At 69.2% G+C, this 19,274-nt stretch carries 30 protein-coding genes; 6 read left to right on the forward strand and 24 right to left on the reverse strand.

All coding sequences use genetic code 11. The annotated features are described in order from the left end of the window. The first annotated feature begins 22 nt into the window (after window positions 1-22). Complete coding sequence (locus ABTZ58_RS09730) at window positions 23-253, forward strand: helix-turn-helix domain-containing protein (RefSeq protein WP_351352812.1); 231 nt, start codon at window positions 23-25, stop codon at window positions 251-253. Window positions 254-532: 279 nt separating this feature from the next. On the opposite strand, the gene ABTZ58_RS09735 is transcribed toward ABTZ58_RS09730, so the two are convergent. Beyond that, window positions 533-718 carry a hypothetical protein gene (locus ABTZ58_RS09735; protein WP_351352815.1) on the reverse strand — a complete coding sequence of 62 codons (186 nt, stop codon included), beginning with the start codon at window positions 716-718 and terminating at the stop codon, window positions 533-535. A 161-nt stretch (window positions 719-879) separates the two neighbouring features. On the opposite strand from ABTZ58_RS09735, the gene ABTZ58_RS09740 reads away from it, so the two are divergent. Beyond that, window positions 880-1,146, forward strand: a complete 267-nt coding sequence (locus ABTZ58_RS09740) for a GntR family transcriptional regulator (RefSeq protein WP_351352818.1) — start codon at window positions 880-882, stop codon at window positions 1,144-1,146. A gap of 6 nt (window positions 1,147-1,152) precedes the next feature. On the opposite strand, the gene ABTZ58_RS09745 is transcribed toward ABTZ58_RS09740, so the two are convergent. Further along, window positions 1,153-1,389 (reverse strand): hypothetical protein, encoded by a 237-nt coding sequence (locus ABTZ58_RS09745; protein WP_351352821.1) that lies wholly within the window; start codon window positions 1,387-1,389, stop codon window positions 1,153-1,155. An 85-nt stretch (window positions 1,390-1,474) separates the two neighbouring features. Here ABTZ58_RS09745 and ABTZ58_RS09750 point away from each other — a divergent pair, with 85 nt between their 5' ends. After that, entirely contained in the window at window positions 1,475-1,666 is a 192-nt protein-coding gene (locus tag ABTZ58_RS09750; RefSeq protein ID WP_351352824.1) for a hypothetical protein, read from the forward strand. Between the two features lie 18 nt (window positions 1,667-1,684). Here the strand turns inward: ABTZ58_RS09750 and ABTZ58_RS09755 are convergent, their stop codons facing one another. Further along, window positions 1,685-2,224, reverse strand: coding sequence for a hypothetical protein (locus ABTZ58_RS09755; protein ID WP_351352827.1), 540 nt, complete (start codon window positions 2,222-2,224; stop codon window positions 1,685-1,687). A gap of 42 nt (window positions 2,225-2,266) precedes the next feature. Beyond that, complete coding sequence (locus ABTZ58_RS09760; RefSeq protein WP_351352830.1) at window positions 2,267-2,878, reverse strand: hypothetical protein; 612 nt, start codon at window positions 2,876-2,878, stop codon at window positions 2,267-2,269. Between the two features lie 145 nt (window positions 2,879-3,023). Between ABTZ58_RS09760 and ABTZ58_RS09765 the strand changes: the two genes are divergently transcribed. After that, entirely contained in the window at window positions 3,024-3,221 is a 198-nt protein-coding gene (locus ABTZ58_RS09765) for a hypothetical protein (RefSeq protein WP_351352833.1), read from the forward strand. Here ABTZ58_RS09765 and ABTZ58_RS09770 read toward each other — a convergent pair. The 3 genes from ABTZ58_RS09770 to ABTZ58_RS09780 form a co-directional block, all read right to left on the reverse strand. Further along, on the reverse strand, window positions 3,218-3,676 hold the full coding sequence (locus ABTZ58_RS09770; protein WP_351352836.1) for a DUF6221 family protein: 459 nt from the start codon (window positions 3,674-3,676) through the stop codon (window positions 3,218-3,220). The two genes, ABTZ58_RS09765 and ABTZ58_RS09770, sit on opposite strands and share 4 nt — an antisense overlap. Before the next feature lie 99 nt (window positions 3,677-3,775). Next, window positions 3,776-3,991 carry a hypothetical protein gene (locus ABTZ58_RS09775; protein ID WP_351352839.1) on the reverse strand — a complete coding sequence of 72 codons (216 nt, stop codon included), beginning with the start codon at window positions 3,989-3,991 and terminating at the stop codon, window positions 3,776-3,778. 21 nt (window positions 3,992-4,012) lie between these two features. Continuing rightward, window positions 4,013-4,219, reverse strand: coding sequence for a hypothetical protein (locus ABTZ58_RS09780; RefSeq protein ID WP_351352842.1), 207 nt, complete (start codon window positions 4,217-4,219; stop codon window positions 4,013-4,015). Window positions 4,220-4,243: 24 nt separating this feature from the next. Between ABTZ58_RS09780 and ABTZ58_RS09785 the strand changes: the two genes are divergently transcribed. Further along, window positions 4,244-4,582 carry a DUF6233 domain-containing protein gene (locus ABTZ58_RS09785; RefSeq protein ID WP_351352845.1) on the forward strand — a complete coding sequence of 113 codons (339 nt, stop codon included), beginning with the start codon at window positions 4,244-4,246 and terminating at the stop codon, window positions 4,580-4,582. Between the two features lie 194 nt (window positions 4,583-4,776). On the opposite strand, the gene ABTZ58_RS09790 is transcribed toward ABTZ58_RS09785, so the two are convergent. From ABTZ58_RS09790 to ABTZ58_RS09800, 3 genes are all read right to left on the reverse strand, one after another. Then, complete coding sequence (locus ABTZ58_RS09790; RefSeq protein ID WP_351352848.1) at window positions 4,777-5,796, reverse strand: tyrosine-type recombinase/integrase; 1,020 nt, start codon at window positions 5,794-5,796, stop codon at window positions 4,777-4,779. A gap of 219 nt (window positions 5,797-6,015) precedes the next feature. After that, window positions 6,016-6,237 (reverse strand): hypothetical protein, encoded by a 222-nt coding sequence (locus ABTZ58_RS09795; protein WP_351352851.1) that lies wholly within the window; start codon window positions 6,235-6,237, stop codon window positions 6,016-6,018. 212 nt (window positions 6,238-6,449) lie between these two features. Beyond that, window positions 6,450-6,644 (reverse strand): hypothetical protein, encoded by a 195-nt coding sequence (locus ABTZ58_RS09800; protein WP_351352854.1) that lies wholly within the window; start codon window positions 6,642-6,644, stop codon window positions 6,450-6,452. Window positions 6,645-6,729: 85 nt separating this feature from the next. Between ABTZ58_RS09800 and ABTZ58_RS09805 the strand changes: the two genes are divergently transcribed. Next, window positions 6,730-7,017, forward strand: a complete 288-nt coding sequence (locus ABTZ58_RS09805; RefSeq protein ID WP_351352857.1) for a sigma-70 family RNA polymerase sigma factor — start codon at window positions 6,730-6,732, stop codon at window positions 7,015-7,017. 151 nt (window positions 7,018-7,168) lie between these two features. Here the strand turns inward: ABTZ58_RS09805 and ABTZ58_RS09810 are convergent, their stop codons facing one another. Genes ABTZ58_RS09810 through ABTZ58_RS09870 form a run of 14 tightly spaced genes read right to left on the reverse strand, consistent with a single transcriptional unit; the run spans window position 7,169 to window position 19,229 of the window. Then, window positions 7,169-7,327 carry a hypothetical protein gene (locus ABTZ58_RS09810; RefSeq protein WP_351352860.1) on the reverse strand — a complete coding sequence of 53 codons (159 nt, stop codon included), beginning with the start codon at window positions 7,325-7,327 and terminating at the stop codon, window positions 7,169-7,171. An 8-nt stretch (window positions 7,328-7,335) separates the two neighbouring features. Then, window positions 7,336-7,647, reverse strand: a complete 312-nt coding sequence (locus tag ABTZ58_RS09815) for a hypothetical protein (protein WP_351352863.1) — start codon at window positions 7,645-7,647, stop codon at window positions 7,336-7,338. A 3-nt stretch (window positions 7,648-7,650) separates the two neighbouring features. Beyond that, on the reverse strand, window positions 7,651-7,968 hold the full coding sequence (locus ABTZ58_RS09820; RefSeq protein WP_351352866.1) for a putative phage holin: 318 nt from the start codon (window positions 7,966-7,968) through the stop codon (window positions 7,651-7,653). 8 nt (window positions 7,969-7,976) lie between these two features. Further along, the gene (locus ABTZ58_RS40150; protein ID WP_502996042.1) at window positions 7,977-8,192 is read right to left on the reverse strand and encodes a DUF7620 family protein; all 216 of its coding nucleotides are present in this window, start codon (window positions 8,190-8,192) and stop codon (window positions 7,977-7,979) included. Then, a complete protein-coding gene (locus ABTZ58_RS09825) occupies window positions 8,149-8,469 on the reverse strand; it encodes a hypothetical protein (protein WP_351352869.1) in 321 nt (106 codons plus the stop codon). Before ABTZ58_RS09825 ends, ABTZ58_RS40150 begins: the two co-directional genes overlap by 44 nt. 33 nt (window positions 8,470-8,502) lie before the next feature. Then, on the reverse strand, window positions 8,503-8,859 hold the full coding sequence (locus tag ABTZ58_RS09830) for a hypothetical protein (RefSeq protein ID WP_351352872.1): 357 nt from the start codon (window positions 8,857-8,859) through the stop codon (window positions 8,503-8,505). 2 nt (window positions 8,860-8,861) lie between these two features. Then, entirely contained in the window at window positions 8,862-9,632 is a 771-nt protein-coding gene (locus tag ABTZ58_RS09835) for a peptidoglycan recognition protein family protein (protein ID WP_351352875.1), read from the reverse strand. Between the two features lie 22 nt (window positions 9,633-9,654). Then, window positions 9,655-10,245, reverse strand: a complete 591-nt coding sequence (locus ABTZ58_RS09840) for a hypothetical protein (protein WP_351352878.1) — start codon at window positions 10,243-10,245, stop codon at window positions 9,655-9,657. Between the two features lie 11 nt (window positions 10,246-10,256). Continuing rightward, window positions 10,257-10,535: a hypothetical protein gene (locus ABTZ58_RS09845; protein ID WP_351352881.1), complete on the reverse strand. Its 279-nt coding sequence runs from the start codon at window positions 10,533-10,535 to the stop codon at window positions 10,257-10,259. Next, a complete protein-coding gene (locus ABTZ58_RS09850) occupies window positions 10,532-11,623 on the reverse strand; it encodes a DUF5047 domain-containing protein (protein ID WP_351352884.1) in 1,092 nt (363 codons plus the stop codon). Before ABTZ58_RS09850 ends, ABTZ58_RS09845 begins: the two co-directional genes overlap by 4 nt. A 3-nt stretch (window positions 11,624-11,626) precedes the next feature. After that, complete coding sequence (locus tag ABTZ58_RS09855) at window positions 11,627-13,855, reverse strand: hypothetical protein (RefSeq protein WP_351352887.1); 2,229 nt, start codon at window positions 13,853-13,855, stop codon at window positions 11,627-11,629. Further along, entirely contained in the window at window positions 13,855-18,381 is a 4,527-nt protein-coding gene (locus ABTZ58_RS09860) for a hypothetical protein (RefSeq protein ID WP_351352890.1), read from the reverse strand. Before ABTZ58_RS09860 ends, ABTZ58_RS09855 begins: the two co-directional genes overlap by 1 nt. 18 nt (window positions 18,382-18,399) lie before the next feature. After that, a complete protein-coding gene (locus ABTZ58_RS09865) occupies window positions 18,400-18,750 on the reverse strand; it encodes a hypothetical protein (RefSeq protein WP_351352893.1) in 351 nt (116 codons plus the stop codon). Window positions 18,751-18,809: 59 nt separating this feature from the next. Continuing rightward, complete coding sequence (locus ABTZ58_RS09870) at window positions 18,810-19,229, reverse strand: hypothetical protein (protein ID WP_351352896.1); 420 nt, start codon at window positions 19,227-19,229, stop codon at window positions 18,810-18,812. Between the last annotated feature and the right edge of the window lie 45 nt (window positions 19,230-19,274).

The raw sequence follows: 19,274 nt of genomic DNA on the forward strand, positions 1-19,274 counted from the left end.
TGGTCGGTAAAGCGTTGCTCGGGTGCCAGCCGATCACCCGCAGTGGATCCTCGACGCCCGCCGGGCGACCGGGGACCGCATCCGCGTTCGGCGACTGCACCAGAACCTCACCCAGGAATCCCTCGCCCACGTCACCGGCATCGACCGGTCGACGGTCCAGCGTATGGAAGCCGGCCACGAGATGAAGCTCAGCCACCTGCTGTTGGTTGCTCACGCTCTGCGGGTTCATGTCACCGACCTCCTGCACGGTTGATGGCACCGAGGCGGCCGTTCACTGACCGATGAGATTCAACAACACGGTGATCACCTAAGGGAAGAGGGTGTAGCGCCCATTCACCCTGCGGTGATGCTGTGGCCTGAGCTTAGCCCTTCCTTCCCGGCCGCTCCTGGCCTCGGATGCAGCGATGGGCACACCGGAGGAGCGGCACCGCCGGCCCTCGCCCAGAGCGCAGGTCGTGGTTGCCGTCGCAGTGTCCGCATTCACCGAGCTGGCAGGGCCCACAGACACCACTGTCCTCATCCTGGCGGGCGATCACAGGACACCCCGTAGTCCCACGGGTGATTCAGCCGGGCAGACGTGGACGGGTCCTACGGTGTGGCCGCTGGGTGAAAGCCGGTCGCCGATGCGCAGCGGCTTGTGGTCGTGGCTGCCGCACGGGCAGGGCTCGTCTGGGGGTGTGGTCTGGCGGTCGGGGTCGGTGTCCGTACCCTCGTCCATGTCGACGCTCCTTGCAGCTGTCGGCCATGCCCCCGGGCCGTGTCCGCGGTCGCGGGGGTCCTGCAATTGCAGGCTAGCCCGACTTGTATCGGCCTGTCTCGCGACGTCTCGATACGTAGCCCGAGATGCTGACATGTAGGGCGCTGCCTAGCGTCGAGATCATGGCCGCAGACCCGGATGCCGAGATCGACCACGAAGGCCCCGTCACTCCGTACCGGCAGCTCGCCGAAATCCTGAAGGCGCGGATCGCCCGCGGCGACTGGGCGGAGGGCCGGCCGATCGCGTCCGAGACGCGGCTGGTGCAGGAGTATGGGATCGCGAGGACGACGGTGCGGCGCGCCCTTGACGTGCTCGTTGAGGAGCGGGTCGTGTGGAAGGTTCAGGGGCGCGGCACCTACGTGGGTCAGCCGCCCGCCGAGAACCCGTGACCGCCATCAGGCCCCGTCGTCATCCCAGGGCGCGGCGACGGCCGGGTCCAGCTTGGCGCGGATGCGGGCGAGGGCGGCCCGTACCTCTTCGGCGCCCGGCTCGTCGCGGCCAGCCCATTCCTCCTCAAGGGCGACGCACTCCCAGTGGACGTCTCTGAGTGTGCGCAGGGCGAGTAGGCCCGCCCCTTTGGTCGCTTCCGCTGCCGCCTGCTGGAGTCGCCTGTACGCGGGGCTGTCGGGCATGGTGACCTCCTAGTCGCTCTACTCGTCCTATACGGACGACGTAACTCATAGCCCGCTGTCAGACCGGGCGGCTACCCTGATCGGCATGTCCCCCGATGTCTCGCCGCGGCCTTCGCTGCGCTCGGCTGCTGAGCTGAACGCGGCGATCCGCGCGCTGTGGACCGGGCCAGGCGGGCATCCGACGCTGCGGCTGACGGATGAGCAGCGGGAGGAGTACAGCCGGCTGCTGGCCGAGCTGCGGCAGGTCGAACGCGGGGACGTCATCGAGGCCGCGTAGCGTGCAGGGCTCGGGCCCTCACTTCTCGTTGGCGCGGTCAGCTCCAAAGGCGGTGCGCCAGGCGCTCATCAGGTCACGACGCGTCATCTCAGGAATACGTTCTCCTGCCATAGCCGCCATGAGCGCACAGCTGAACGCGTCGTTGGCCTCCCAGAAGGGGCCACCCTTCGACCACGTATGCTCAGTGGCCGCATCGCACGCCTCAGCGGCGTCACTCCAGTCGGCGAGCCCAGTTCCGGATAGCGCAGCATGCGCCTCCTCCAGGTCAAGCTCCCAGTTCGGGCCCAGCGCAAAGGCAGCGATCTTCTCCGCCTGGTCCCGAGTGAGATTGGCAGCCTGCTGGAGGACGACGATCACGTCCCGCCAGTTCTCGCCGAGCAGCAGAGCGAGATCAGCGTCGGTGCAGTTCTCCGGGTCAGCGACACGAGCGTGCTGGGCCAGGATCTCGTTGACCCGCTCATCCGGATCGTCGATTCCATCGATACGGGACTCCAGGTAGGCCCTGTGGGCTGCCGCCCGGATGTCACGTGCGCTCGGGTCGCTGAGGTCGTAATTCATAGCCGGTATCCTCACTACTTCTCGTGGAGCTTGCGGATGCAGTTACGGCCGTTCCGGACGCTCGCGGAGGGCGCGGCTGATGGTCGACTGGTTCAGTCCTAGCACCTTGGCAGCCCGTCGCTGCGAGCCCGCCAGGTCGGCGACCAGGGCAATCCGCTCGGAACGCTCCCGCGACACCCTCTCAAGCTGTCCCTGCGCCACACGCAGCTCCAGCTCAGCCTTGGCGTAAGCGAGGAACGCGGCCACCTCTTCGTCGGAGTTGAGGTCGCCGTGCAGCATGACGCGGGAGAAGTCCCTGGTGTCGCGGAAGGTGTGCTCTTCGCGGCTGGCCAGGGCGCCGATGGCGGCGTCGGTTCGCTCCTGGTCCGGCTCGGCGGGCTGGAGCGCTGCGTCGTCGATGCCGAGAAGGTCGGAGACCTCCAGCAGTGCAATGCTCCCCGTGGTGGCCCGGTCGTACCAGTGAGTGTTGGGGCCGGCGGCGATGTCCGCGTCAGCAATGAAGAGGGGGTGAGCGGTCCGGCTGTGAGGGTCGACCGAGTAGGCGACGAGGGTGAATTCCTCCTCGCCGTCGGTGTAGCGGCTGCCGATGGGCATGCGGTCCGCGATGGAGAAGCGGTCGTTCTCGGCGATGGCGCGAGCGGTGCTGCTGGACAAAGTGACTCCTCGGTAGATCCTTGTGTGACTTCCCGATACCTCGATGATGCACCCCCCGCATCACTACGTCAAGGCTGCGTGCAGGAGTCCACCACTTCGAGGCCGCCTCATGGGCCCGTGACCGCGCGGCTTAGGATCTCCACCCGTGAGCGACTTCGACTTCCCCCCGACCCTGCTGGCGGCTGAGCGTGAGGCGTGGGCGGCGATCCAGGAGCAGCGACTCACCGTCGAACAAGCCGTCGCCGTGCAGGACGGGGTCACCGCCTATGCGGCCGAGGCCGGGCTGGACCGGTACCCGGTGGAGATGGCGCTGAAGAAGGCCGTGCGGCACGCGGAGGGCTAGGGCCGCCACTCCTCGCGGTAGTCCGGGTGGTCGGCGTAGGGCAGGGCGATCAGGGCGAGGACTTCATCTGCGAGGTGCTCTGCGGTGAAGTCGTCCAGTAGCAGACCCTGAACGGCGGTGCAGCGTTCGATGACCCGCCGCTTGGCTTCGACCTCGGCGAGGACGCGGGCCGGGTCGTGAGCCGCTGCATGTACGGCGACAGGCCTCGCGCCGAAGCCGCCGCAGTCTGCCACGATGCGACCCTTCTCTTCGGGCCCCAGCCGCTTTCGGACTACGAGGTGATGGCTCGATACCCACTGCGCGCCGTCCGCTACCAGGTCGTCACCGAAGCGCGCGGGCGGGTTGACCAGGACGCCATTCTTGTAGCCGGTGCGGCCGACCGACATCGCAGCCTCACGCGCGGTCCGCTCGTCTTCGTCCAGCCGGTCGCGCAGGAACTGCACCAGGTCGTCCACGGCCCCTCCTTACCGCGGCGCCCCGCCGGTGCGTGACCACCGCGGGGCGCCGTTCGAGTAGTCGCACGCACAAGAAGCGCGAACAACGATGAGCCCATGCTACGAGGGGCCACTGACAACGCCGGGGCGTCGCGTCGACAGGACGTAGGCGCCCGCAGTTGGGAGCGCGGCGAAAGCGGCCCGCATCCGCTCGCCGGCTTCGCGGCCGCTGGGCTGCGCAGCGCGGAACAGCAGGTGCGGCGGGAGTTCGTTGCGGTGTCGGCGCATGATCTGCCGCAGGGCACGCTCGCGGACCGGGTAGGGGCGGTGGGCCATAGCGGACAGCATGCCAGCAGATCACGCCTCGTCCGGCCACTCCGTCAACGTCGTGCCGGTGTCCTCGTCGACGAGGGTGATGCGCACCCCGGGCCCGCCCCAGTCTCCGATCCAGCCCCGGAGCCGGTCGCGGGCCACCGTCTCACGGTCCCACCAGCCGTGCATGGCCGGGTGGCCGTCGCGGGTCAGGGTGAGGTGGTAGCGGCCGGGGCCGATGTTGCTGCTCACGGGCACCACCCTAGACTCGAACACATGAACGACATGCCGCCCGAGGAGCGCCTCGCGAAGCTGACCGCTTTGGAGGAGTGGCTGGACTACCAGCTCCGAACCACCCGGGCGCGGATCCAGACGCTGCGGGCCGAGATCGACCGCGACCGACGGGCAGCCCAGCGGGCACGCGAAGAAGCCCGGTGGAAGCTGGAGCCGGCCCGCGACCGACGCACCGTGCTCCACCGCGGCGGCTGCGGCATCTGGAAGGGCAACCACGGATTCCTCAGCCGCGACGAAGCGCTCCTGGCGCTGGAGGACGAAAGCCTGCACGTCGAGATGTGCCAGGTCTGCAACCCCGAGCCCGGCCTGCGACAGACGTGACAGACCCCGCCGAGACGGGGGAGCCCGGCGGGGCCTACGGCCAGTGTGGCACGACCTCCTGACAGGACGGCCGCGTTCCGCGTACCTTGGCCGCACCGATCTGGGGAGGCATCATGGACGACGACACCACCTGGGGCTAAGCCCTCGGACAGCGGAACGCCCCCGCAGCCGAAGCTGCGGGGGTGTTGTCGTACTCAGAGACCGATGTCCTCGCTGGCCGCGTCGGTCCACTTGTCGGCTTCGCGGATGTAGCCCCAGAAGGCGGGGCTGTTCTCGGCGTGGCCGGACTGGGCGCGGATCTTCTCCTCACGCTTCCCGGCCTGCCGCGCCGTGGTGATGAACCCTGCCCGCATCGAGTGGCCGGTGAGGCGGACGGCGATCCCCGCACGCTCGGCGTTGCGCGCGATGATCTCGCGGACAGCTTCGGCAGAGAGATGTCCTGTACCCAGCCTTCCTCGGACGTCGATGGCGACGAAGGCTGGACCCGACTCGATGCTTGCAGCCGCCTTCCAGGTGAGCCAGGCGCGGACTGGGCACGTGTCGGAGTTCTTGCCGTAGGCGACCTCGACCTTGCGCGGCGGTCGGCCCTTGACGGCCGGGACTTGGACATCCAGTCCCTTGCTGACCTGCGTGATGCCTTCGGCTCGGAGTCCGGCGACTTCGGCGGAGCGTCCGCAGATCCCGAAGGCCATGAGCCAGAGGGCGCGGTCGCGGAGGCCTGTAAGCCCGGCGGGTACGGCAGCGGCCATCTGCTGGAGCTGATGAGGTGTGGCCGCTGCCGCCTTGCCCCGTCCGCGCGCCATGCGTTCGGGGTCGTTCTTCAGCGGCTTGAGGGCTTGCCGGGCGGCGACCGTGGCGGCCTTCGGCACCTCGACGCCGTACTGGTCCCGCGCGGTGACGGTGACGCCGGTGATACGCCGGTCGATGCTGTTGGGCGCGGCGAGCTTGATGGTGTCGAGCCAGACAACGAACCCGACGAGCGTGCCCTTGGTGACGGCGGTCGAGGGCAGGCGACTGCCGGTCCGCTCCCCCAGCCAGTCGTGGAACTCCTCCCACAGCGCCCAGTCGTTGGCGTAGCTGCGTTTGGTGTTGTGGGGGCGGATGGCGTCGAGGTGCTTCTCGGCTGCCTCTTCCATGGCGGCCAGGACGGCGAGCGTCGCAGCGTCGTAGACGGCAGGGGTGGCATCCGGCTGGTGCGGGGCGAGGTCGGTCACGTCACCTCCTCCTTGCCACCGAAGACGCCGCAATCGCACTCGCAGTTGTGGTCGGGGTTGCCGCACGGGCAGAGCTGGTCGAGCACACCGCAGTGGTGAACGCCGCACACGCGGCAGAAGGGACGCAGACATCCCTCGCAACACTCCATCTTGATCTCCGATCGGTTATGGTACGAGGCGGCGCCCCGGCTGCTTTCCTCAGCCGGGGCGCCGTCACGTTCAGGCAACATCACCGAGAGCCTTCAGGCAGCCGTTGCAGGTGACGGGCCCTTCAGGCGTGAACTCCAGTCGCTTCACCCGGGGTGCCGGGTAGACGACGCAGGCCGTGGTAAATCCTCCGGCGCCTCCGGCAGCCCCACGGGCGGCGTGGACAGTCCCATCCGCTTCGATCGCGCGGCGCTTGTGGTTGTCATAGGTCGGTACGAGGCGGGTGTAGGGCATGTGTTTCCTCCGTCGCTTGGCGGCGTGTGGCAGGTGGTCGGTTGCGCGGTACTGGAGCTGGAGGACGGCGAACCTCTCCCCTTGCGGGGTGAACGGCTCCCAGTCGCGCCACCCGCAGAGGCAGGTTGCGCTCATCTCGCCCGCTCCTGTCGTCCCGTTGTGATGCGTCTTCTCAATCGAGACTTCGTGGGTCGTACCTCGGTGATCCGTGATCACCGGGAGAAGCCGAGGATGTGGTGGCGGCTGCCGTGAGTGGTGCCGACGGGCTTCGCCCACAGCTCTACGCGGCCGTCACGCCACGTCTGACGGGCGAACTCGTAGAGTCGTCCGCCGATCACGCGAGTGTGGCTCTCGATGTGCACGCCATAGTTGCTGCCTGCGTTCCTGACGTTCTCGCGCTCGCCCATGTCACTTCCTCTGTTCGTGCTAAACCGACCCTTCAAATGTAAGGGCACCCCTTACGCATGTCAACCCACCCCTTACACTGATTCCATGACGAACCCGCCGAGCCCGTTCGAGAACCTCAAGCACCTTGCCGAGCAGGGCAACGCCATCCAGCGCGCCAAGAATGTGAGCGCGGCACTGCAAGCCATCCCCGACTTGCAGAAGTGGCTGCGCGAGATCCGACGCGAAGCCGTTCTGGAGATGCGCGGCGACGGGCTCAGTCACGCCCAGGTTGCCGCCGAACTGGGGATCAGCAGGGCGCGCGCCCAGCAGATCGCCGAGGGTCGGACGACGGGCAAGCGAGCCGACAAGGAGTCGGACAATCACCCCCAATAACGCCCGCGATATGGCATGTTATCGAGAGGTCGACAGGCCAACTCCCAATCTGGGATGGGCTAGTACTTCGACTAGTAGCAGCAGTAGTTCGACCCCCAGGTACGACGAAGCGCCCCGCTCCCCTGCCGAAAGCAGGAGGGCGGGGCGTCTGTCACGCGGGTTCGTCGTCGGCCGGCCAGTCCGGTTCGAGGAACGGGTTCGTGGCCGGCGCCGGTACGGGCGGGGGGTCTTCCTGGCCGAGCTGCACCAGCGACCTGACGTCCGCGGCCGTGTCGTCCCGGCGCGGGCGGAGAGGGATCGGATCGGGCATAGCGCCTCCTAGGCGTTGATCCATTGGCCATTACGGACGAAGCCATGGATGCCGCAGCACCTCCACAGCAGCGACGGCTCCAGGGTGAGCGGCTCGCGGGAGACGAGGGTGTGGGCGCTGGTGCCTGCGGCAACCCAACAGCCTTCGTGCACCTTGCGCTCCGAGGGGACGCCCTCCAGCGCCTTGCACCAGTGCCAGAAGGTCGGATTAGTCTCCTTGGCCAACCAGCCATAGTGGATGTCGTCGGTCAGCCTCGTCAGGCCGACCATCTCCATACCCGGCCAGTCGGCAGGCGGAGAACTGCGGTTGCAGTCAGGCACGGGTCACACTCCAGTTCGGTTGCGGCTTTCCCGCTGGGCTTGCAACAGGATGCGGATGCGCTGCGCGATCAGTGCGCTGATCGCCAGCGCCAGTGCCGTCCGAACCGCCCGCAGGATGACGGCGATGCAGCCGTCCGGCCACAGCGTGATGAGGACGGTGTACAGGAACAGCAACCCGATCGCGGTCGGCAGCCCCATGAGGTTGCGGCCAGTCTGGGACCTCCACCACGTCGTCTTCACGTGGTAGATGACGACGAATGCGGCGCAGACCAGCGTGGCCAGTGCCGACGCGATCAGGTTGACCCACATGTCGACGCCCATCTCTCTCACTACGGTGCTCCTCTGAACGCGGCCTCGATCCGCTCACGGAAGTGGTTTTCCTCGCGGGCGTGCCTCAGTTTCGCGGCCACGGCGGAGACGATGGGCTGGCGTGCCTCGGCCTGCTGGCGTGCCTCCCGTGCCCGCTTCAGGGCGGCTTCGGAGTCGCTCGGCTCGGTGCGGTCACATCCGAGGACGAGGCGCCTGACCCATCCGATCACCGGCATTCACCTCCTCCTCGTCCGCGTGCCCCGGGTGGGGCAAGGCGGTGAGGATGTGACCGCCGAGCTTGGCCATCTCCAGCAGCTCACCGGTCTGTTCGTGCTCGACCTTGCGTGCCGCCTCGCTCTCGAGGAACGCCTGCCGCCAGTTGTCCCTGTCCGCGAGGGCGTCCTCGTGGGTCTTCCGGGGCACTAGGCGGCCGGTGAGGACCAGCAGGACGACTACGACGAGGAGCGTGACGGCTCCAGCGTCGCCCGGGTTGACGCCGAAGACCTCGCTCACTGCGCCCTCCCCTTATGTAAGTGGTGCACTCGATCAGACGCGCGGCGGCTCGGCGGCGGGGGTGCTGGGGGTGGCCGGCGCGACCTGGCCGCGGGTGAGCAGGCCGAGCGTGGCGAGCACGACCGCGTTGAGGGCGCCGATCTTCTCCGGGCCGAGGTCCAGCCCGTAGGCGGCGAGCAGCGCGGCGACCGCGGCAACGAGGCCGGTGAACGCCGAGGGCGCGATGGGCCGGGTCACGGCCGCGGTGGCCGCGGCGAACACGGCGGAGATGAAGGCGACGATCGCGCCGGCCTGCTCGGCGGACAGGCCGAACTGGAAGGTCACCAGCAGCGACAGGCCAGCTGAGACGGTGGCGATGACGAGAGCGGGCTCTCTACCGAAGATGCGCATGGTCAGGACTCCTTCGTGATGGCGGCCCGCAGCTGGGCGACCTCGGTTCGCAGCGCCTTGAGTTCGGCGAGGATGGCGACGGTGTTCTCGGCGGACTTGCGGGAGTGGGCGTAGCCGGAGCCGAGCGCCACGTCGACGGGGATCTGCTTGTCCTGCAGGCCCTTGTCGTTGGGCCAGTACTTGGGGATCCAGTCGCCGAGCTTGATCTGGTCGCTGAGCTTCATCTCTGCCTCCGTCGAAGGCTTGGGTGCGGCCGGGGCCGGGGTGGCGGGCCGTGGCGCGCCGGCCTTGACCCAGGCGTAGATGGTGTCTCCGGGGCAGCTGGTGGCGTAGCCGTCGCGGTGGCCGCCGATCCACGTGCCGGCCGGGCCGCTGGTGCGGCAGTGCTCGATGGCGTCGCGCGCCCCGTTGAGCTGGGCGTCCGTGGGCTTCGTGAGGCCGGAGGATCCGACCATCAGCAGCACGGCGTAGTCCTGGTCGTTGAGGGTGGTGTTGCCGTTCGCGCTGTTGCGGCGGTACAGGCCGCGGCCCTCGTAGACGTAGCCGTGGGTGCAGACGACGAAGCTGTAGCCGATGTCGGACCAGCCGTTGCCGTCCATGTGCTGGGCCTGGATCTGGCGGACGTAGTCGTCGCACCGGTCGTGCGGCCTGTCCGAGTAGGCGGTGCCGAGGTAGTGGAGCTTCACGCCGCGGCGCGGCCGACTGTACGGGGTGGCTCCGTTGGGTGTGCGGTAGGCGCGGGCACCCCACTGCGATCTGGAGACGAGCTGCACGCCGTCCCCCTTTCTGGGCGGGTTAGAAGACGGTGCGAATGAAGGTGAGCTGGAACCGCAAATTCGTGCCGGTGCTGATGGTTCCGCTGGAGGTGCGCAGGGTGACGATGCCGTCGACGCCGATAACGAAGCCGCCATGCCTGATGCCGGAGTCCCAGCAGCCGGAGATGGTGGCGTGGGTGGGCCGCCAACTGGTGGGCACGGTCGCGACGACCAGGTCGACGAGGTTGCCGTTGCTGAGGGTGATGTCGCCGCCGGTGCGCGTCAGGTAGAAGTCAATCGACGTGACGCGGCCCTGCCGGTGCCCGAAGAAGTCGATGATGGAGAACCCTGAAGCGGCGGACAGGCCGGTGGTGCCGGTGACGAGGGACGGCTCCGGGGTTATCCAGGCGGAGCCGTTGTAGATCTCCAGCCGGTTGACGTCTCGCAGCCACGTGGCCATGCCCTCTTCGGGGGCGGTGAGGGTGGCGCCGCGTTCGGACGCTGAGGCGAACCACATCACGGTGTGCGGGATGATCCCGTCGGCGAGTGCCTTGGCGGCGCCGTCGATGGACGGCGGGTCCGTCCTCTGCCAGATCTGGACGTCTTGGCCGTACTGGTCGGGCGCGGTCACGGGCCCCCCTCTCAGGTCGTGGCGAGCTTGCCGAGGACGGCCCAGTTGCCGTTGCCGAAGTCGGCGAGGACGACGAGGTCTCCGTCTGCGGGCGTGGTGTAGGAGGCGAGGCGGCGGACTTCCATGTCGCCGTCGACTTCGAGGAGGCCGCCGGTGAGGACGTTGGTGACGGTGGCGAGCATGAGGCGGGAGCCGCGCACGCTCGGGGTGTTCTCGCCGGCGCGGACCGCCTCTTCCGCCTGGTATTGGGCGTACTCGCGCGCGTGCGCGTGGAGGCTCTTGTCGCTCACGCGTCCTCCTTGGCGCTGATGGTGGAGATGGGGAAGTCGCCGCCGATATCCAGCGGCACCGAGAACGAGGCCACCTGGTGGAGTTCGCGGCTGCCGTCCTCGTGCACCACCCGCAGCACGTCGCCCGGCTCCAGCGCCGGGTTCGGCAGCGAGGAGATGTCCCCGGAGGCGTTCGGGGCCTTGGCCTCGGCGAGCTTGAGCCGTGCCGCGTTCTGGCAGGCGGCCAGGGTGGTGAGCGTGGACGAGCTGTAGAACAGGGGCCGCCGACCGAAGGGGCCGCCCCAGTAGGTGGGGCTGTTGGGGTCACTGTCGGTGGCCAGGTAGGACACCGGCGGGACGCTGTCGGAGGTGCTCTCCCCCCGCGCGAGGACCGCGTTGTGCACGCCGTCGCTGGCCATGGCCCGGTTACCGGATATGTAGACGCCGCCCTCGGTCGCCTCAACCGCCCACACCGGGTCGACGGTCGCGAGGTCCGGCATGATCCGGATGACGAACACGCCGTCCGAGTTCGCATACACCTCGGCGCCCGCGGCTGCGGCAATCTCCTGGCAGCCGGCCCACGGATCGGCTTCGACGTCGAACCAGCGGGCACCGATAGCCGTGTCGGTGATCTCGCTGATGACGTCTGCACCGATGATGCTGCGGCGGATCAGGCTGGTGATGGCGGTGACGACCGTCCCGGATGCCCGGTAGCGGGTGGTGAACCGGTCGTCCTGGACGACCGCCTCAAGGCCCTTGCCCTGCAGCGTCACCGGCCCTTCGGAGACGTCTCCGTCCACCGAGTCCAGGCGGAAAACCCCCAGCGGCACCAGCTCTTGGCTGCCGTCGCCGTACTCGACGCCGCGGGAGATCCGCAGCCGCGCCCCGTAGGTGGCGAGCTGATCCGTGGGGGTGCGCGGGATGAGCTTCGGCTCCGGGCAGGTGACGGTGCACGTGCGGCGGATCGACTGGCTGCGATCCACCGTCACCGACCCGCCGATGTGCGGCAGGTCGATGACGTCGCCCGTGGTGAGGAACAGCTGCACCTGCGTGATCGGCGTGTGCGACTCGGCAAGCCGCGCCAGGAAGCGATCGGAGACGGGGTACACCGATCACCCCCGGCGGTCGAGCAGCAGATCCTCGGACGTGGCGTACACGTCCAGCAGGTCGGCGCAGGTGGCGAACTCCGTAAGCACGTCCTGGCAGGTGCGCCCGCCCGAGCCGTTGACGCCGAGCGTGACCGGCATGTCCTGCTGGGTCAGGGGCAGCGTCCACGCCCGCCACAGTTCCTGTGCGAGCGCGCCCACACGGGCCTCGGAGATCTGGGCGACCGACACGTACATGTCGGAGACGCCCATGCCCCGGGCGGCCTGCCACAGCAGCGTGTTGCCGGAGTCCAGCAGCAGGTGCAGGGCCTGGCGTTCTTCGTCGCTGCGCGTCCAGATCGCCAGTTCGCCTTCCAGCCCGCCCCGGACGCCGGAGAGGACGACCGGGTTACGGCGGCCCCGCACACGGTGCACGGCCTGCTCGATGGGCCGGGCCCAGTCCGGCGCGCGCTGCACCAGCACCCGCAGGTTGCGCTGCGGGTTGCCCGGGTCCTTCAGCCACGCCTCGTTGAGGTTGGCCAGTTGGAGGGTGACGGGCGTCGAGGAGCGGGTGGACGCTGTGGTGCCGTCCGCGTTGCGGATGACGATGTTGTAGGCGACCGCGACACCGAACGGCGCCTCGTGATCCTCAACGATCAGAAGGTCCGAGGTGATGGGCTGCATGTCGATGAGCCCGTTCGTACCGCGGACCAGCGTGCGGGAGCCGTCGGCCGCCGTGCGGTACAGCGACAGGTAGAAGTCGGGCGGCAGCTCGCGCAGGGTCAGGGTGATATAGCCGGCGTCCGAGTGCGCCTGGATCGCGGTCTGCGGCAGCACCTGCCATAGCGTGACCAGGTCGACGTTGAGGACGCTCGCACCAGCAGACGCCGTCGTGACCAGCTCGACCGCGGCCTGCGTCGCCCCTGCGGGAGCCACGCCCTCCGACGGCATCGCGTACCACGACGAGCCGGGCACGCCGTAGGAAACGCCGCCGTTGGTGCCGAGGTCGTTGTCGGCGGCGCCGTACCAGCGGATACGGACGACCACGGACGTCCACGTGCCGGCGTCCGGGTGGGCGACGATCTGGGCCCGCCAGTTCACGCCCTCGGTGACCGGGAATCGCGCGGAGCGGATCGTGGAGGCGCTGGCGGTGGACGATGTCACGGCCAGCGAGTAGGCGCCCTCGAAGGAGGAGTCCCCCCACGGGCTGGTGCGGGCGATCGTCGCCACGCCGGACGCCACCGTCCACCCGGCGACGCCCTGCTCGAACGAGCCGTCAGCGTAGGGCACGACGGTGCCGGACTGCAGCTGCGGAGCGGCGGCGATGACGATGGTCTCCAGACGGAGCACCTGCCCGGCCGACGCCCCGTCCAGGCCCGCGGCGAGCGAGCAGGTCGCGGCGTTCGCCGGGGCGATGTCGGAGACGCGCTGCCGGTACATGCCGGTCGCCGGGGTCGGCGGGGCGAGCACACTGCGGGTCGCCTGGACCTGGTTGCCGTTGACGTCGTAGAACCGCAGCTCGATCCACGCCGTCGACGCCACCGTGGGCGGCTGCAGGTAGGCGTAGGCCAGGTACTCCTGGCCCGGGGTGACCGCCGGCCGGTCCACCGCCAGGATGCTGGCGTTGCCCGCGGCGATGGCGGTCATCGCCAGGGCCTGCCCGCCGGCCAGGTAGTTGTTGACCGCCCAGTTCATGACCGGCACCTGGCGGGTGATGCCGGCGTTGACGACCGGCGCCCAGCCGGAGGCGTCGACCTCGCTGGATTCCGTGTTGAAGGGCAGCAGGTTGCCCAGCGTTCTGATGGGCGCCCCGAGATAGATGTTCTCCCAGAAGTGCGAGACGCCCGCCCCGACCTCCGTGGACGACAGCAGCACCTGCGCCTGCGTAGCCCCGGCCGGGGCCGCGCCCGCCACCGACACGCGATGCCAGCCGGCCGAGGCGGACATCGTCGTCAGCGACCAGGTGACGGACAGCTCCGTCGCCCCGGCCAACCACCGGATGCCGATCCGCTCCGGCACCTGCCCCGCCGTGTCCGCGAACGCGTAGTAGACGGTGCCTGCGATGACCGGGTAGGAGGAGACGGTGCGGGCCTGCATCTCCCCCGCGGCCACCGACCGCACCGACAGGCAGCCGCCCCCGCCGGTACGGCCGCCGATGCCCATGAGGATCGTGCAGTTGAGCTTGGCCGTCCAGCCCGAGGTGTTCGGGTCGATGGTCTCCGTGGTGGGGCTGAGGAGGTTCCCGGGGATCGGCATCAGAGCCTCCTCCCACCACGACCAGCAGCCATCACCAGACGATCCCGCTCCATAACCACCTGCTGCGCCTCACCCCGCACCCGGCCCAGGAACTCACCGGAGTCCAGGTACAGGTCGCCCTCGAACGTGGCCGGGCCACAGGAGCCGCCACGCGCCGCCAGCGAGGTGAGCGCGTTGGCCTGCGCCGTGGTGAACACCGGCTCCGGGCGGCCGGTTCCGTTGTAGGCGAGATTGAGCCCGGGCTGGAGGTAGCCGCCCGAGTCGTACTTGCCGGGCATGAAGCCGTACCAACTGTTGAACAGACTGTCCTTGTAACCGCGGGCCCGGGAGCCCACGACGACGCCGTCACCCCCGCGCGACTCGACGTTCGTCTTGCCGAGGGTGCCCGCGGTGTGGCCGACGCCCGCATTCGTGATGCCGATCTTGAATGCGGAGTTGCCGTGGTAGACCCACCCGGGCGGCGCAGTCTTCCCGTGGAACGCCATCGTGGCCCAACGTCGGTGCGGCTTCTGCCCGCGGATGACGGACTCGATCGCCGACATGAAGCCGGAGCAGTCCCACGACGGGTCGCCGTTTCCCGCCCACTGGTACGGCTTGCCGTGCTGCGTCTTCGCCCACTTCAACGCGGCGGCGATCCGCGGGCCGCCGATCCCGCCGGCGCCCCGCTTGTCGGCCTCCCTGCTGTAGCCGAACATGGCGTCGATGATCCGCGTGGGAATGCGGCGGATCATCGCACCGAATCCGGTGTCCATGCCGGGGAAGTTCCGCAGCAGCGGGTCCACGACGTTCTTGACGCCCGCGCGGGCGGACGCTTCGAGGGTGTCGTTGAGCCAGGAAGCCCCCTTCTTGACGAAGTTCCAGGCCTCAGATCCGGCGCCGACCGCGGCGCTCGCCGTCTTCTTGATCCATCCGAAGATGCCGCCGTCGGCGAACCGCTGCACCACGCCGCCGCCCGCGTAGCGCAGGGACGTGTCGGTCGGGGTGTTCGGGTTGCCGCCGAGCATCGGTGCCAAGGCAGCCTTGACGCCCTGAGCGCCCCGGGACTTGGCGATGCTGTTCATCGCGCCGACGAAGCCCGAGCCAACCGCGCGCGTGAACTCGGGCCGCATGATGGCCTCGCCACCGGACAGCTCCAGCCGCCCGCCGGTCGGCGACACGAACTTGTGAACGTCCTTGCCCGGGGTGTAGCCGGGCATGATGCCCCCGGACTCGAACTTGAACGACGGCAGTTTCGGCGCCCCGAAAGCACTCGCGACCTTGTTCCATACGCCGCGGATGCCGTTGTTGTAGACGACGTCCACCACGTACTGGACGGGCTCGCGTGCCACTCCCCTCAGCTTGTCCCAGGCGATCTTGATTGCCTTACGAGCCGACTCGAAGGAGTCGCCGACCGTCTTGACCGCGGACTTGATCGCATTGAAGGCGGGGCGCAGGCCCTTGGTCCAGGCGACGGTGGCCACGGCCACGATGCCGTCCCAGGCGGGCTTCAGTGCGTTCTTCCACAGCCAAGTGCCCTGCTGGCCGACCGCCCGCATGCCCTCCCGGATGGCCCGGAAGATGGGCCGCAGGGCATTCTCCCACAGCCACTTGGCGCCAGCCTGAATGCTGGACCAAGCAGGCTTGATGGCGTTGCTCCACAGCCACTTCGCCTGGTCGCCGATCAGCTGGAATGCGGGGCGGAAGGCGTTCGTCCACAGCCACATGGCGATCGCGCCGATCGCCTCGAACGCTGGCTTGATCGCGTTCGACCAGAGCCACATGGCAATGGCGCCCACGATCTTGATCGCCGCGACGATCGGCAGCAGCGCCAGGGTGACGAGAGCCGTGAGCAGGATCCTCCCCGCCAGGACGATGAAGTCGAACGCCGGCTTGATGGCGTTCGTCCACAGCCACATCGCCCAGCGCCCGACCGTCTGGAGCCCGCCCCAGATAGCGGTGAAGGCGGGCCTCAGCCCGTTGTTCCACAGCCACATGGCGGCGGTCTGGATCGCCGACCAGACGGCCTGCACGGCGGTGCGGAACCAGTCGAACCGGCGGTACATGTACAGCACGGCGAGGACCACGGCCCCGATAGCGAGGACGATCCACCCCCATGGCCCGGCCCTGGAGATCAGGTTGAAGGCGGCCAGCGCGCCGTTCACGACCACCATGGCCGCGGCCCACAGGCGGGTCACCACAAACAGGCCCCACATGGCGATGACCAGCTCAGGCACGTTCGTCGCCAGGGAGCTGATGCCCTGCGCCATGGCGCCGAGCGTGGCGAGCAGCGGACCCGAGACGGGCTCCAGGGCCTGGCCGATGTCGATGAGCCCCACGGCGATCTTGCCGAAGGTGTCGGCGAGCAGCGGGGCGTGCTCCGAGGAGTACGCCAGGAACCGCTCGAAGGCAGGGCTGCCCTTGAGGCTGGCGCCCCAGTCCGCGAAGCGCTTCGTGATCCGCTGCATTCGCTCCGAGATGGAGTCCATGTGCGGAAAGAAGGCCTGCAGCACCCCGACCATGCCCTTGAAGGTGTTCCCGAAGGCGACGCCAAGCCCGATGATCGCGGGCCGCACGGCGCCCCGCAGATCCTTTTTGAAGGACTGCCACCACGGCGACTTGAAGCCCCGCGAGGCCCGGTCCTGCAGATCGCCAATCGCCTCGGCGGCCTCAAGAACGAACGGCGTCAGCCCCGGCAGGCTGTTCTTCAGCCCCACCAAGGCCCGCGTGAAGATCGGCATCACGGCCGGCTGCAGCGCTCGCGACCAGTCTGAGAACGCGGACTTCAGGTCAAGGAATGCTTCGAACGTCTCCCGTGCCGCCGGGGTGAGCTTGGCCAGCTCAGCTTGGTACTTCGCCTGCGCGATGGCAGCCTGATCGACGCCCCCGGCCGCCGAAAGCGACGCGGAGGCAATCTGGCGCTGGGCCGAGGCGATCGAATCGGCGGCCGACTGCTGCGCCTCGGCCAGCTGCTCCTGGGCGCGGGCCACCGAACGGGCCCCGTCCTCCTGGGTGCGGGCGACGTTCCGCTGGGCCTCCGCCACCTCGCGCTGGGCCTCGACCTGCTGGCGGGCAGCGTCCTGCCGCGCCTGGGCGAGCTCCCGCTGCTGGTCGGTGACCGCCTCGTCGGCCCGCCTGAGACGCTCCTGGGCGTCCTGCACCGTCTTGGAGCCCTCGACGCCGGCCTTGTCAGCGGCCTTCTTCTGCGACGTGAGGCTCTTCGTCTCGGCCTGCTGCTCCTTGAGCCGCTGTACGGCCTGGTCGTAGGCGAGCTGCGCCCGCTGCTGCTCCAGCAGCGACGCCTGCGAACCGGCGGCCTGCACCTGGCGCAGCCGGTTGCGTGCCTCCTCGACGGAGAGCACCGCGTCCCGCTCGGACAGCTGGGCGTTGGCGAGGCGTGTCTCCAGGTCGGCGAGTTCCTGGGCGGCGTCGCGGCGGGCCTGGTTCAGGTCCAGCTGGGCCTGCCGGGCGTCCCGCTGCGCGTCCGCCAGCGACTCCTCGGCGCGGCTCACCTGCTCGGCGGCCTGCCGTTGCCGGTCCGCCGCCTGCTGTACAGCATCGGCGAGCTGCTGCTTGGCCCGGCGGTTCGCCTCCGAGGCGGAGCGCACCGCATCGGCGACGCCCTGCTCGGCCTGCCGAATCTGGCGGGCTGCGTTGCGGTGCGCGGACGCGAGGGACTGCTGGGCTGACGCCATCTGCAGAGCCCGCTGGGCGCCTTGGGATGCCGCCTGCCCGCCCTTGAGAGCCGCGTTCGTGGAGGCGTCCTGGGCGGCCTTCTGCGCCTGCATGACCTTGCCCATCTGGACGAAGGCCGGCACGGCGACGAGGGCGATGCCACCGATGCCGACGGCTGCGGCCGAGGCCGCCGCGGCGATGGCGCCCAGCCCGGCCGCGACCACGGGCAGGGCCGGAATGATCGCCGGGCCGAACATGATGGCGGCGGAGGTGAGCATCCGCATGTTCGCTGCCGCGGAGCGGGTGTCGACGTCGACGGTGGCCGTCTGTCCGTCGAGCCGGTCCACCTGAGCCTGGATCGCGGCCAGCGTGGTGGCCGCACTGGCCGCGTCCACACGGATCGCCACGTCAGCGTCTGACGCGGACAGCCGCTGCAGGCGCTGCTGCAGGTGGTTGATGGCGGCGACCGCATCGGCGGAGCTGATATCGATCCCGATCCGGGAGTCCTGCAGGGTCTGCAACTGCCGCCGGATGTTGTAGATCTCTCGCTGAGCGTCCGTGCTGTTGGCGTGTAGCCGGACCTCGGGCAGGTTCCGAAGAGCGGCTTCCAGTGTCGTGCGCAGCGAGCGGGCGAACGTGCTGCCCGTCGCCTGGCCCTGGCGGGCGGCCGGGGCCTGCGCCGTCCGGCCGCCGGCGGTGACGCCGTTGCGGATGGCCTGTGCCACCTGTGTGGAGATGTGCCGCCCGATGATGCGGCCGACCTCGTCCCCGACCTGATCTGCGGCAGGGACGAGGCTGCGCTGGAGCTGCCTGCGGATTCCACGGGTGTTGGGGACGACGTCGACCTCGACGGAACCCACGCTGATGGCGGCCACGGCACCTCCTCCGTGGCGCTACGCGGCGCCTCCCTGTAGAAGCTGAAACAGCCGGTCGGCGCTGGTCTCAGTGAGCTTCGGCTTCGCCTTGCGTGGCCTCGCCCCGGGTCGACGGGTCGGCTCGGGTGGGTCTGGGCGCTTCGACTTCTGCTCGATGTTCACGCACTGCAGGACCCACTCGACGCGCTTGGTGGCGTCCAGGTTGGCGGCCACGAGCTGCTCCAGTTGTGACCAGCGGCCCTTCTCTGGCTCACCCTTTGCGGCCTGCTCGGCGAGCTGCTCAGGGGTGAGCTCGTTGCGCAGTGCAGTCCAGGTCGCCGACTCGGGCGGCAGGTGCTGGATCAGGACCCGTAGCCGCCGCCACGACATCTCCCCGCGGAACGCGTCGAACAGGTCAACGCCCTGGTAGTAGCGGAGGAGGTCTGCCTCTACCGCCTCGGCGTGCGCCTCGACGACGCGGCGGGTCCACGTGAGTTTCCCTGGCTCTCACCCGCCATCCGGGCCGCTTCCTCGGTGAACTCGGCCCACTCCTGCATGGTCGGGTCGAGCTCCACGTACAGCTCGAAGTCGTCCGGGTGGAACACCTTCTCGGCGAAGGCATCGATCAAGCCCTGCTGCAGGAGGCGCTGCCATGAGGCTCGCCAGAGCGTCGGCGGGACGACCTGCACTTCCTCGCCGCAGAGCGTTGCCGTGATGTAGTGGCCCTCGGCTTCGATCTCCTGGGCCTCCACCGGGCTGATCTCCTTCTCGTCGACCTCTGCGGCCTTTCGCCGGGTGGCGGCAGGCCTGGATGTGGCGCGGGCGGCGCTGCGGGGCTTCCTGCTGCTGGTGCTGCTCGTGTTGGCCACGGCGCGGGCTCCTTCGTTCAGGGCGCGGGCAGGGGTGAAAGGTGG

The organism is Streptomyces sp. NPDC094143 (assembly GCF_040303825.1).
Lineage (GTDB): Bacteria > Actinomycetota > Actinomycetes > Streptomycetales > Streptomycetaceae > Streptomyces.

Excerpts from the sequence above, each read along its gene's own strand:
- ABTZ58_RS09735 (WP_351352815.1), bottom strand. The coding sequence starts at position 718 with ATGGACGAGGGTACGGACACCGACCCCGACCGCCAGACCACACCCCCA.
- ABTZ58_RS09740 (WP_351352818.1), top strand. The coding sequence starts at position 880 with ATGGCCGCAGACCCGGATGCCGAGATCGACCACGAAGGCCCCGTCACT.
- ABTZ58_RS09745 (WP_351352821.1), bottom strand. The coding sequence starts at position 1,389 with ATGCCCGACAGCCCCGCGTACAGGCGACTCCAGCAGGCGGCAGCGGAA.
- ABTZ58_RS09750 (WP_351352824.1), top strand. The coding sequence starts at position 1,475 with ATGTCCCCCGATGTCTCGCCGCGGCCTTCGCTGCGCTCGGCTGCTGAG.
- ABTZ58_RS09755 (WP_351352827.1), bottom strand. The coding sequence starts at position 2,224 with ATGAATTACGACCTCAGCGACCCGAGCGCACGTGACATCCGGGCGGCA.
- ABTZ58_RS09775 (WP_351352839.1), bottom strand. The coding sequence starts at position 3,991 with ATGGCCCACCGCCCCTACCCGGTCCGCGAGCGTGCCCTGCGGCAGATC.
- ABTZ58_RS09785 (WP_351352845.1), top strand. The coding sequence starts at position 4,244 with ATGAACGACATGCCGCCCGAGGAGCGCCTCGCGAAGCTGACCGCTTTG.
- ABTZ58_RS09795 (WP_351352851.1), bottom strand. The coding sequence starts at position 6,237 with ATGCCCTACACCCGCCTCGTACCGACCTATGACAACCACAAGCGCCGC.
- ABTZ58_RS09800 (WP_351352854.1), bottom strand. The coding sequence starts at position 6,644 with ATGGGCGAGCGCGAGAACGTCAGGAACGCAGGCAGCAACTATGGCGTG.
- ABTZ58_RS09805 (WP_351352857.1), top strand. The coding sequence starts at position 6,730 with ATGACGAACCCGCCGAGCCCGTTCGAGAACCTCAAGCACCTTGCCGAG.
- ABTZ58_RS09810 (WP_351352860.1), bottom strand. The coding sequence starts at position 7,327 with ATGCCCGATCCGATCCCTCTCCGCCCGCGCCGGGACGACACGGCCGCG.
- ABTZ58_RS09820 (WP_351352866.1), bottom strand. The coding sequence starts at position 7,968 with ATGGGCGTCGACATGTGGGTCAACCTGATCGCGTCGGCACTGGCCACG.
- ABTZ58_RS40150 (WP_502996042.1), bottom strand. The coding sequence starts at position 8,192 with ATGCCGGTGATCGGATGGGTCAGGCGCCTCGTCCTCGGATGTGACCGC.
- ABTZ58_RS09830 (WP_351352872.1), bottom strand. The coding sequence starts at position 8,859 with ATGCGCATCTTCGGTAGAGAGCCCGCTCTCGTCATCGCCACCGTCTCA.
- ABTZ58_RS09855 (WP_351352887.1), bottom strand. The coding sequence starts at position 13,855 with ATGCCGATCCCCGGGAACCTCCTCAGCCCCACCACGGAGACCATCGAC.
- ABTZ58_RS09865 (WP_351352893.1), bottom strand. The coding sequence starts at position 18,750 with ATGTCGTGGCGGCGGCTACGGGTCCTGATCCAGCACCTGCCGCCCGAG.